Annotated in this window: 9 protein-coding genes; 3 read left to right on the forward strand and 6 right to left on the reverse strand. The window is 62.0% G+C overall.

All coding sequences use genetic code 11. The features are described from left to right. The 4 genes from ASE71_RS11605 to ASE71_RS11620 all read right to left on the reverse strand — a co-directional run. The coding region (locus tag ASE71_RS11605) for an ABC transporter ATP-binding protein (protein ID WP_060634953.1) at positions 1–1,589 on the reverse strand (1,589 nt) is incomplete at its 3' end. Position 1,590: 1 nt separating this feature from the next. Further along, positions 1,591–2,721 (reverse strand): ABC transporter permease, encoded by a 1,131-nt coding sequence (locus ASE71_RS11610; protein WP_034799617.1) that lies wholly within the window; start codon positions 2,719–2,721, stop codon positions 1,591–1,593. Further along, complete coding sequence (gene oppB, locus ASE71_RS11615) at positions 2,714–3,637, reverse strand: oligopeptide ABC transporter permease OppB (RefSeq protein WP_034799616.1); 924 nt, start codon at positions 3,635–3,637, stop codon at positions 2,714–2,716. Before oppB ends, ASE71_RS11610 begins: the two co-directional genes overlap by 8 nt. Before the next feature lie 54 nt (positions 3,638–3,691). Next, a complete protein-coding gene (locus tag ASE71_RS11620) occupies positions 3,692–5,290 on the reverse strand; it encodes a peptide ABC transporter substrate-binding protein (protein WP_034799615.1) in 1,599 nt (532 codons plus the stop codon). Between the two features lie 759 nt (positions 5,291–6,049). Between ASE71_RS11620 and fba the strand changes: the two genes are divergently transcribed. After that, entirely contained in the window at positions 6,050–7,093 is a 1,044-nt protein-coding gene (gene fba, locus ASE71_RS11625; protein WP_034799614.1) for a class II fructose-bisphosphate aldolase, read from the forward strand. A gap of 144 nt (positions 7,094–7,237) precedes the next feature. Here fba and ASE71_RS11630 read toward each other — a convergent pair whose 3' ends face one another. After that, positions 7,238–8,050 carry a MerR family transcriptional regulator gene (locus tag ASE71_RS11630; RefSeq protein ID WP_060518195.1) on the reverse strand — a complete coding sequence of 271 codons (813 nt, stop codon included), beginning with the start codon at positions 8,048–8,050 and terminating at the stop codon, positions 7,238–7,240. Between the two features lie 224 nt (positions 8,051–8,274). Between ASE71_RS11630 and ASE71_RS11635 the strand changes: the two genes are divergently transcribed. Continuing rightward, a complete protein-coding gene (locus ASE71_RS11635; protein ID WP_043613401.1) occupies positions 8,275–9,543 on the forward strand; it encodes a 4-aminobutyrate--2-oxoglutarate transaminase in 1,269 nt (422 codons plus the stop codon). Positions 9,544–9,800: 257 nt separating this feature from the next. Next, on the forward strand, positions 9,801–11,276 hold the full coding sequence (locus ASE71_RS11640) for an NAD-dependent succinate-semialdehyde dehydrogenase (protein WP_060518197.1): 1,476 nt from the start codon (positions 9,801–9,803) through the stop codon (positions 11,274–11,276). A 121-nt stretch (positions 11,277–11,397) separates the two neighbouring features. Here the strand turns inward: ASE71_RS11640 and fabI are convergent, their stop codons facing one another. Next, positions 11,398–12,183 carry an enoyl-ACP reductase FabI gene (fabI, locus tag ASE71_RS11645; protein ID WP_060518199.1) on the reverse strand — a complete coding sequence of 262 codons (786 nt, stop codon included), beginning with the start codon at positions 12,181–12,183 and terminating at the stop codon, positions 11,398–11,400. Positions 12,184–12,187: the final 4 nt, after the last annotated feature.

Raw genomic sequence — 12,187 nt, forward strand, 5'->3', positions numbered from 1 at the left:
GCAGCGCCGATCAGCGTCTTGGTATAGGGCTGCTTCGGCGCCTCGAAGATCGCATCGGTCTCGCCTTCCTCGACAATCTTGCCGTTCTTCATGACGATCACATAGTCCGACATCGCCTTCACCACCGAAAGGTCGTGGCTGATGAAGATGTAGGAGAGCCCGTGTGAGCGCTGCAGGTCGCGCAACAGCTCGATCACCTGCCCCTGGACCGAACGGTCGAGCGCCGACGTCGGCTCATCGAGGATGACGACCTTCGGCTTCAGGATCATGGCACGAGCAATGGCGATGCGCTGGCGCTGGCCGCCAGAGAACTCGTGCGGATAGCGGTTGCGGGAGGCGGGATCGAGGCCCACTTCCTTCAACGCTTCCGACGCCCGGCGGTCGCGGTCGGCGCGGGTGAGCTCGGGCTCGTGCACGTGCAGGCCTTCGGTGATGATTTCGCCGACGGTGCGCCGTGGCGAAAGCGAGCCGTAGGGATCCTGGAAGACGAGCTGCAGGGTGCGCCGCAACGGCCGCATCTGCCCGCGGTCGAAGCCGGAGATATCCGTCGTTCCGAAGCGGTAGTGGCCGCTGCTCGGCAGGAGCCGAAGAAGCGCGCGGCCGAGCGTCGACTTGCCCGAACCGGACTCGCCGACGACACCGATCGTCTGACCTTCCTTCAGGCGCAGATTGACGCTGTCGACCGCACGGAAGACGGACTTGCCGCCGCGGAAGAGGCCGCCACCGATCTGGTAATCGACGCAGACGTCGCGACCTTCAAGAATGATCGGCGCACTGTCGGGCGGAGACGCCTTGCGGCCGCTCGGTTCGGCGGCGAGCAGCATCTTCGTATAGTCGGCCTGCGGCCGTTCGAAGATGTCGGTCGTCGTGCCCTTTTCAACCACTTCGCCGCGACGCATCACGGCGACACGGTCGGCGAAGTGTTTGACGATGCCGAGGTCGTGGGTGATCAGCACGATCGCCATGCCGAATCGCTTCTGCAGCGATTTCAGGAGATCGAGGATCTGCGCCTGGATCGTCACGTCGAGCGCCGTCGTCGGCTCGTCCGCAATCAGCAGATCCGGGTCGTTCGCAAGTGCCATCGCGATCATCACGCGCTGGCGCTGGCCGCCCGATAGCTCGTGCGGATAGCTGTCGATGCGGCGTGCCGGTTCCGGAATGCCGACGAGCTCCAGCAGTTCGAGCACGCGCGCCCGCGCCTGCTTGAACGTGCCGCCGCGGTGGTGAACGATCGGCTCGGCGATCTGGCGACCGACTGGATAGAGCGGATCGAGCGAGGTCATCGGCTCCTGGAAGATCATGGTGACCTTCGCGCCGCGGACCTGGTTCAGGGCCTTAGCCGGCAGTCCGACGAGCTCCTGCCCGCGGTAGGTTGCCGAGCCGGTCACGGTGCCGTTCTTGGCAAGCAGGCCCATGATGCCCATCATCGTCTGACTCTTGCCGGAGCCGGACTCGCCGACGACCGCGAGCGTTTCGCCGGTGCGCACATCGAGGTCGATGCCCTTGACCGCTTCGACCGTGCCGTCAGGCGTCGAGAAGTTCACCTTGAGACCGCGAACGGCCAGGATGGTTTCCTTGGTATCTGCCATGTCAACGATCCTTCGGGTCGAGCGCGTCGCGCAGGCCGTCGCCGACGAAGTTCAGCGAGAACAGCGTCAGGACGAAGAAGATGGCCGGGAAGATCAGAAGCCATGGCGCCGACTGGATGTTGTTTGCGCCTTCCGAGATCAGCGCCCCCCAGCTCGTCAGCGGCGCCTGAACGCCGAGGCCGAGGAAGGAGAGGAAGCTCTCGAGCAGGATCACCTTGGGCACGACGACGGTCACGAAAACGATGACCGGGCCAATCGTGTTGGGGATGATGTGCCGACGGATGATCTGCCAGTCCGTCAGGCCGAGCGCCTGCGCGGCGCCGACGAATTCTCGACGTTTCAACGCCAATGTCTGGCCGCGCACGATACGGGCCATGTCAAGCCATTCCACCGCCCCGATCACCAGGAAGATCAGGATGAACGAGCGGCCGAAGAACACGACGAGAACGACGACCAGAAACACGAAGGGCAGAGAATACATGATCTCAACCAGACGCATCATTACGTTGTCGACGCGACCGCCGATGTAGCCCGATGTCGCGCCGTAGACGACGCCGATCCCGAGAGACACGAGGCTCGCAAGCAGGCCGACGGCGATCGAGATCTGGCCGCCGAGCATGACGCGAACCAGGAGGTCGCGGCCGTTGGAATCCGTGCCGAAGGGGAAGTATTCCCGGTCGACCTGACCGGTCACCTTCAGCGTCTTACCGTCGTTTTCCGTTGCCACCACCTGGGTGTCACGGAATTCGTTGGCGCGGTCGAAGTAGCGCGTGGCACGGGAATCGATCGGCTGTTCGGAGGTAATCGTCGCGGTGAAGGTTTCACCCTCGAGATTGAACTCCTTGAGCGTGACGCGTGCCCGTGTGGCGACGCCTTCCATCACGTCCTGAAGCGTCGACGTATCTGGACGCGGCTCCAGGCTCGGGCTGATCGAGACGTAGGACGGAAACACCTGATCGTAGGTGTGCGGGACGAAGAACGGGCCGAGGAACGAGAACAGCGCGATAAGCGCCAGCATGAAGCAGCCGGCCATGGCGGCGCGGTTGCGCTTGAAGCGCATGGCGGCGAGCTGGAAGAGGCTGCGCCCCTTTGTTTCCGGCGTCGCCGCCGGGGTCTGGGCGATATCAGTCATGGCGAACCCTCGGATCGAGCAGGCCGTAGAGAATGTCGACCAGGAGATTGAAAACGATGACGAAGATGGCAACGAGGATAACTGTGCCCATCACCAGCGTGTAGTCACGGTTGATGGCGCCAAGGACGAAGTAGCGACCGACGCCCGGGATGGTGAAGATCGTCTCAACGACGGCCGAGCCGGTCAGAAGGGCCGCAGCACAGGGCGCGAGATAGGACACGACCGGCAGCATCGCACCACGCATCGCATGAGTAACGACAACCGTTCGCGATGGCAGGCCATAAGCCTTGGCCGTTCGGATATGGTCGGTATGCAGCGCCTCGATCATCGAGCCGCGCGTGAGCCGCGCAAAAACTGCAAGCTGCGGCAATGCCAGCGCGATCATCGGCAGGATCAGGAAGCGCAGCGATCCATCCCCCCAACCACCGGCCGGCAGCCATGCGAGCACGATCGCAAAGACCAGTGTCAGCACCGGGCCGACGACGAAGTTGGGCACGGTGACCCCTATCGTCGAAAACGACATGATGGTGAAATCGAGGACGCTGTTTTGCCGAAGCGCGGCGATCGTTCCGGCGGTGACGCCGCCGATCAGCGCAATAAGCAACGCGTAGAAGCCGAGTTCCATCGAATAGGGCAGACCCTTGCCGATCAGTTCAGCGACGTTGTTGTCCTTGTAGACGTAGCTCGGGCCGAAGTCGCCGGTCACCGCATTGCTGAGATAGTGCGTGTATTGGCGCCAAAGAGGCTGGTCGAGCTGGTACGTCTTCATCAGGTTCGCCATCGTTTGTGGCGGAAGAGGACGCTCGAGGTTGAAGGGGCCACCAGGGGCGAACCGCATCAAGAAAAACGAAATGGTGACGACGATAAACAAGGTCGGCACCGCACTCGCCAATCGGCGAAGGATGAAGGAAATCATGGACGTGCTCCGGAGGCGACGCGCGACCTTATGACCGCGCGTCGTCTCTGTTCGTTATTCGGCGATGCTCAGGAACTTGCTGAGGTGCTCGTTCGGAGCATTGTCCGCCCAGCCCTTGACGCGGCTGGCAACCAGCCACAGGTCGGCCTGGGTCAGAAGCGGAGCGATCGGCTGTTCCTTCATCAGCAGCGCTTCGGCTTCATGCATCAGCTTCGAGCGAGCGGCCGGATCCTGCTCGTCGTAGGACTTCTTCATCAGGCCGTCGAACTCGGCGTTTTCGAAATGGCCGTAGTTGAAGGTCTTGTTGGAGCCGACGCTGAGCGCCAGGAAGTTCTCGGCATCCGCGTAGTCAGCCTGCCAGCCGGCGCGGGCAACGTTGAACTTGCCGCCTTCCTGCAGGTAGGCGTAGTGCGAGGACACGTCGAGGTTCACCAGCGACACCTTGGCGCCGAAGGTGTTCTTCCACATGTCGGCGACAGCCGTTGCGACGCGCTCGTGGTTCGGGTTGGTGTTGTAGCGCAGCTCGATGTCGAGCGGCTTGCCACCTTCGCCGTAGCCGGCTTCCTTCATCAGGGCGATGGCCTTGTCTTCGCGGTCGAGCTGCGACAGCGTGCCGAACTCGGCCTTGGACGGCTCACCGTAGCTCTCGATGCCCGGAGGAACCATCGAATAGGCGGGGAGCTGCGAACCGGCGTAGATTTCCTTGGCGAGGAAGTCGCGGTCGACGGCCATGGAGAGAGCCTGGCGGACGCGAACGTCGCTATAGGGCTCCTGGCGGGTGTCGAAGGCGTAGTAATAGGTCGCAAGCGACGGCGAGACATGGACCTGCTCGCCATAGGACGTGCGCAGACGGTCGATCTGGTCAGCCGAGAAGTTGTAGACGAGGTCCATTTCCTTGGCTTCGAAACGACGAACCGAAGCAGCCTGGTCGTCGATCGGGTAGAAGATGACCTTGTCGAGCTTGACGTTGGCCGCATCCCAGTAGTTGGCGTTCTTGACGACGGTCAGGCTGTCGTTCGGAACGTGGGCCTGCAGCGTGAAGGCGCCGTTCGATACCATGACGCCCGGCTTGACGAAGTCCGCGCCGTTCTTTTCGACGCTGGCCTTGCTGACCGGAAGTGCCGTCTGGTGTGCGAGCAGCTCCAGGAAGAACGGGGTCGGACGCTCGAGCGTGATTTCGACGGTCTTTTCGTCGATCGCCTTGATGCCGAGCTGATCGGTCGGCAGGTCGCCCTTGTTGACCTTTTCGGCGTTCTTGATCGGGAAGAGAATGTTGGCGTAGCCGGCAGCCGTCTTCGGATCTTCGACGCGGCGGAAGGAGAAGACGAAGTCTTCAGCCGTTACCGGCGAACCGTCCGACCACTTTGCATCGGCGCGCAGCTTGAAGGTGTAGACCGTGCCATCGTCCGAAAGCTCCCACGTCTCAGCAACACCGGGGACGATCTTGGCAGAGGCGTCATAGATCGTCAGACCTTCGTAGAGGTCCTTGAGGATGAACGCTTCAATGTTGATCGAGGTGTGGTGCTGGTCGAGCGTCTGCGGCTCACCTGCGTTGCCGCGATGCAGGACAGCTTCGGCAAGTGCCGGGCTTGCTCCGATGAGCAGCGAGCCAATCAGCGCGGCAGCGCGGAGGTTGAGTTTCAGTGATGCCATTTTGTTTCTCTCCTTCCCCTTGTTTTGGGTTTGTGATCGCAGGAGAGAAGTGCAAATCGTTCGCGAACGCAAGGCGGATTCTGCGGCTGTCTGCATCTTTATCTATAGGAGGGGAATCGACCTATCCCATAGGTTGTATTTTGTTTGCGATTCTTTTCGTCGCCTTTGCGACGGGCATATGACGTGAACAGGGCATTTTTGCGAAATCTACTGCAACGTTTTAGGTCCGCGCTTTTGTCGGCCGGATTGGGCCTCGAATCATCCGCGATGCAAAGTTTGTGAATTTTAGCGGCAGTTTACGTAATCTGCGCAAAGAAAGAGGGGCGTTGCCGCAATCTTCTTGCGAGACGTTCACCTCCTGTCGACAGACTGTTTCCGAGAGGGCATCCACCGCGGTGGTGTAGCAGACAAAACTAGCGCCCAATGGTTGCATTCACTGCCCTCGACTCCCCCTCCTCTCAGGCACCACCAGAAAGTGAAAACACTTCACACTGAAGGTGTTGCATCCAGTCCACAGTAAAATCGATTGAAGCGAGTTTCGACCTCTGGCAACCTGCCTTTTGCCCGGTTGTCAAACCACTTCGATGAACTATTGTGCGCCTGACTTCGGTGGGCGCGACCAATTCGCGCGCGCCGTCACGCCGCACGAAAAAGCCGGCCATCGACTTTGCCATCGATGCATTTCGTGCGGTTCAACGGCCGGATTGTTTTTGTGGTGCGCCGCATAGGTTGCACCGAGTATCCAAAGGGAGATAGCGAATGGCATTGATCACATTGCGGCAACTGCTCGACCATGCGGCGGAGAACGATTACGCGCTGCCGGCGTTCAATGTGAACAATCTGGAATACATTCAGGCCGTCATGCGCGCCGCCGATGCGACCGACAGCCCGGTCATCCTTCAGGCAAGCCGTGGCGCCCGCTCCTACGCCGGTGACGCGTTCCTGCGCCACCTCATCCTCGGCGCGGCGGAAGAATACCCGCATATCCCGGTCTGTTTGCACCTCGACCACGGCGACCAGCCATCGACCTGCATTTCGGCCATCACCAACGGTTTCACCTCCGTCATGATGGACGGCTCGCTGGAGAAGGACGGCAAGACCGTTGCCAGCTATGAATACAACGTCGCTGTCACCGCAGAAGTCGTGAAGATCGCGCATGCGGCCGGCGTTTCGGTTGAAGGCGAACTCGGCTGCCTCGGCAACCTCGAAACTGGCGCCGGCGACAAGGAAGACGGCCACGGCTTCGAAGGCAAGCTGTCGCGTGAAGAACTGCTGACCGATCCGGAGCAGGCGCTCGACTTCGTCACCAAGACCGGCGTCGACGCACTGGCCGTCGCGATCGGCACCAGCCACGGCGCCTACAAGTTCACCCGCGAGCCCGATGGCGACATCCTGTCGATCGAAACGATCGCCAAGATCAACAAGAAGCTGCCGAACACCCACCTCGTCATGCACGGCTCGTCGTCGGTGCCGAAGGATCTGCAGGATCTCTTCAACACCTATGGCGGCAAGATGAAGCCGACCTGGGGCGTTCCGGTCTCGGAAATCCAGAAGGCGATCCCGCTCGGCGTTCGCAAGGTCAACATCGACACTGACCTGCGCCTCGCCATGACCGGCACGATCCGCAAGAACTTCGCCGAGAACCCGGAAAACTTCGACCCGCGCACCTACCTGAAGCCGGCAACCGCGCTGATGACCGAAGTCTGCAAGGAGCGCTTCGAAGCCTTCCGCACCGCTGGCAAGGCCTCGAAGATCCGCACGCTGCGCCTGCCGGAAATGGCAAAGCGCTACGCGGCCGGCTGATCCGACAATCCCTCCCCGCTCCGGGCCACCGGATCGGGGAGCAGACGGCTTGCCTAGGCTCACAACACCAATCGGCGCGCGGTTCTATTCGGACCGCGCGCCGATTGCGTTCCAAATGGGAAATGCCGCGTGATCGTCCGACGATTAGAACGTCGGCGGCGTGTTGACCCACAGAAGCACGGTTTCGCCGTCATGCCGGTTCGCCCAGGCGTGCCGCCGCTTGCTTTCGAAATAGAGCGAGTCGCCGACGCCGAGGTCGTAGAACTGGTCGCTGTCGAGAATGAACTCGACCCGGCCGGAGAGGACATAGACGAATTCCTCGCCCTCGTGCCCATAGGCGCCTTCACTGGACGCGCCGGGCTCCAGCACGAAGCGGTGGCAATCCATCTGGTTGCGGCCATCGGCCAAAAGCTGCACCGTGACGCCGGGGGTCGTGCGCGGCCATGTGCGCCATTCTCCGGCCCGAACGACGGCACGCGCATCCGCCTCCTCTTCACCGGCGAGGCTGGAAACGGTGGTGCCGAAGAATTCAGCGATGTTGTGCAGCACTGCGACCGAGACGCCCTGCGACGTGCGCTCCAGCGTCGAAAGCACCGAGGCGGCGATGCCGATCTCACCGGCGACCTGCTCCAGCGTCTTGCCGGCGGCGTGCCTGAGGCTGCGCAGCTTGCGCCCGACCTGGTTTTCAGGGCCGTCGCTCGCCGCCGCCGAGGGCTGGTCGTCGGTAGTTCCTTCGGCGTCCAGCGCCTCACGGATCGCAGCCGGATTGAGACCGCGCTCGGCCCGGAACCAGGAGATGCGCTTCAGCCTGGCAAGGTCGGTCTCGGTATATTGCCGATGCCCCGTCGGCGATCGCTCGGGCACGACCAGCCCTTGCGTCTCCCATAACCTCAGCGTCGAGGCGGAAACCCCCGCCAGTCGCGCCGCCTCGGCGACCTTGTAGCGCACTGCGCCCATTCCAATTTCCTTTACCGCCCAGCGGCGCTGCCCGAATCCTTGCAATTCCGGCGTGTCCGCAACCTTAGCCGCCGCGATCGAGATCTGACAAGAACGGCGCATCAGCAACCGTGGTGTCTCGATCACCAAATTTGATTTGCAATCGACTGTGAAAGGTGTACCACTTCCACAATAAACTTGCAGAAAAAATGCAATATATTAACTCCAGACGACAGGAACGCGCCATGACCAGCCTCACCGACCGCAAGAACGCCGCCATCTCGCGCGGCGTCGGCATGACCACCCAGATCTACGCCGATCGCGCGGAAAATTCGGAAATCTGGGACAAGGAAGGCAATCGCTACATCGACTTTGCCTCCGGCATCGCCGTCGTCAACACCGGCCATCGCCACCCGAAGGTCATCGAAGCGGTCAAGGCGCAGATCGATCGCTTCACCCACACCTGCCATCAGGTCGTTCCTTACGAAACCTACGTGCATCTCGCCGAGCGCCTCAATGCGCTGACGCCGGGTGACTTCGCCAAGAAGACGATCTTCGTGACAACAGGCGCCGAGGCTGTCGAAAACGCCGTCAAGATCGCCCGTGCTTCGACCGGCCGCCAGGCCGTCATCGCCTTCTCGGGCGGCTTCCACGGCCGGACGTTCATGGGCATGGCGCTCACCGGTAAGGTCGTTCCCTACAAGGTCGGCTTTGGCGCGATGCCGGGCGACGTCTTCCACGCCCCCTTCCCGATCGAACTGCACGGCATCACCACCGAACAGTCGCTCGCCGCATTGAAGAAGCTCTTTGCTGCCGACGTCGATCCGGGCCGCGTTGCGGCGATCATTCTTGAACCGGTGCAGGGCGAAGGTGGTTTCTACCCGGCGCCCGCCGCCTTCATGAAGGCGCTGCGCGAAATCTGCGACCAGCACGGCATTCTGCTCATTGCCGACGAAGTCCAGACCGGCTTTGCCCGTACCGGCAAGATGTTCGCCATGGACCACCATGATGTCGCACCCGACCTCATCACGATGGCGAAGAGCCTTGCCGGCGGCTTCCCGCTGGCCGCCGTCACCGGCCGTGCCGAAGTCATGGATGCACCGGCTCCGGGCGGTCTTGGCGGCACCTATGGCGGCAACCCGCTCGGCATTGCCGCAGCACACGCCGTGCTTGACGTCATCGCTGAGGAGAAACTCTGCGAACGCGCCGAACAGCTTGGCGGCCGACTGAAACAGCGCCTTGCCGCAATCCGCGAGCAGGCACCTGAAATCGTCGACATCCGTGGCCCCGGCTTCATGAACGCCGTCGAGTTCAACGACGTGAAGACCAACCTGCCGAGCGCCGATTTTGCCAACAAGGTGCGCCTGATCGCACTGGAAAAGGGCCTGATCCTCTTGACCTGCGGCGTGCACGGCAACGTCATTCGTTTCCTGGCGCCGATCACCATTCAGGACGAAGTCTTCGCCGAAGCGCTCGACATTCTCGAAGCCTCGATCCTCGCGGCGCGCGCGTGATCCTCGACCGGGCGCCCGCCAACGCGGTTGCCCGGTGCATAATTCCTCAATCCGGGATCGACTTGAGGGTAAAATTATGCAGCAATTCAAAGTGCTACGGCGACCTTAGCGCGTCTTGAAAGACGCGCGGCGCTGTGGGTGCTGCGCGCCAATTTCAGACGCGCAATGCTCGGGTGCCGGGATAAGTCGGCACCCGCAAGAACAAGCAAAAGCGGGCCTGCCGTCTCGCGGCAGGCCATCGCCGGAGGATGCCCGCCATGACCTTGACCCCCGCCTTGACTAAGCACTTGCGTGACGCCGACCTGTTCGCGTCGCTTCATACCGTTCCGGAGGCCGGCAGGAACTGGGCGGGCGCGACCTTCGACGTCTTCAATCCATCGACCGGCGAAAAGCTGGCGACGCTGCCGGATATGGGCATCGACGAAGCCCATGCGGCAATCGAAGCTGCGGCCAAGGCGCAAGTTCTCTGGGCGGCAAAGCCTGCCAAAGACCGCAGTGCCGTGCTTCGCCGCTGGTACGACCTGATCGTCGCGCATGCCGACGACCTTGCAGCCATCCTGACGGCCGAGATGGGGAAACCGATTGGCGAATCGAAGGGTGAAGTGCTGCATGCCGCGGCCTATGTCGAGTGGTATGCGGAAGAGGCGAAACGCATCTATGGCGAAACCTTCCCCGCCCCGGCCAACGACCGCCGCATGCTTGTGATCAAGCAGCCCGTCGGCGTCGTCGGCACGATCACGCCGTGGAATTTCCCGGCCTCGATGGTCGCCCGCAAGATCTCGCCGGCGCTAGCCGCCGGCTGCACCATCGTGCTGAAACCCGCCGAACAGACACCGCTCGTTGCCGGCGCGATGTTCTTGCTCGCCGAAAAGGCAGGCTTCCCGACCGGTGTCGTCAACCTGCTCTATGCCGCAGAAGGCGCTGCAATCGGCCGCGAACTTTGCAGCAACCCGAAGGTGCGCAAGATCAGCTTCACCGGATCGACCGAGGTCGGTCGGCTTTTGATGCGGCAATGCTCCGACCAGATCAAGAAGGTGAGCCTCGAGCTCGGCGGCAATGCCCCCTTTATCGTCTTCGACGACGCCGACATCGACGAGGCCGTGGATGGCGCCATTCAGGCGAAGTTTCGCAATGCCGGCCAGACCTGCGTCTCGGCCAACCGTATCTATGTGCAATCGGGCGTACACGATGCCTTTGCCGAAAAGTTCGTCAGGCGCGTCGCCGAGTTGACTGTCGGCGATGGCTTCACATCCGATATCACCATCGGCCCGATGATCGACAAGCACGCGATCGAGAAGATCGAAGCCCATGTTGCCGACGCCGTTTCGAAGGGTGCCCAGGTCCGCGCCGGTGGTCACAGGATCGGTACCTCGGGCACCTTCTTCGAACCGACCGTCCTCACCGGCATCTCGACCGACATGCGTGTCGCCCAGGAAGAAACTTTTGGCCCGATCGCCCCGATCATCCGCTTCGAGACAGCCGAGCAGGTGATCGCCGAGGCCAATGACACGATCTACGGTCTTGCCGCCTATTTCTACGCCGAGAACCTGAAGCGCGTCTGGCATGTGGCCGAAGCGCTGGAATACGGCATGGTCGGCATCAACACCGGCCGCATGTCCTCGGAAGCCGCCCCCTTCGGCGGCATCAAGCAGTCCGGCATCGGCCGCGAAGGCTCGCGCCACGGGCTCGAGGACTATCTGGAAATGAAATATCTCTGCATGGGCAACATTTGACCCATGCGGACATCCGGCGGCTAGAGCGCGTCGCGATCTTTCAGGATCGCCCCGGCGCTTTAGCCGTTGATTTTCCGCATGTCGCAACCGCAAAACCGCTGCGCACTTTTGCGCGACGAGCTTAGTCGATGATGTGGTAGCCGCCGTCGACATAGAGCACCTGGCCCGTGATCAACCGTGCTGCGTCATGCGCAAGGAAAGCGGTGGCCGCGCCAACGTCATCGATGTCGATCAGCTCGCGGCTCGGCGATTTGACCTTGGTCTTTTCGAGCAGCGCGTCGAATTCCGGAATGCCGGAAGCGGCGCGTGTCGCCAGCGCCCCCGGCGAAATCGCGTGCACGCGGATCCCTTTCGGGCCGAGTTCGGAGGCAAGGTAGCGCACGGCGCTTTCGAGCGCCGCCTTGGCGACGCCCATGATGTTGTAGTTTTCCACCACCACCTGCGAGCCATGATAGGTCATGGTGAAGAGCGTGCCGCCATTCTTCATGAGCGGCTCGGCGAGATGCGCCATGCGGATGAAGGACCAGCAGGAAATATCCATGGTTTTCAGGAAGCCATCGCGCGGGACATCGACCACGCGGCCGCCGAGCGTGTCCTTCGGCGAAAAAGCGATCGAATGGACGACGAAATCGAGTTCGCCCCAGGTCTTCTCGATCTCCTCGAACACCGCCTCCATCTGACCCGGCACGGCCACGTCGAGCGGCAGGAAGATCGGCGCTTCGATTTCACGTGCCAGGGGTTCGACATGGGGCTTCGCCTTGTCGTTCAGATAGGTGACCGCCACCTCCGCCCCGAAGGCGCGGAAGGCACGGGCGCAGCCCCAGGCGATCGATCGATCATTGGCAATGCCGACGATCAGGCCCTTGCGGCCGTCCAGAAGTTTGGCCTTTGCGACAGGAATGGACATCAAT

This window comes from Ensifer sp. Root954 (genome assembly GCF_001429005.1).
Lineage (GTDB): Bacteria > Pseudomonadota > Alphaproteobacteria > Rhizobiales > Rhizobiaceae > Ensifer > Ensifer adhaerens.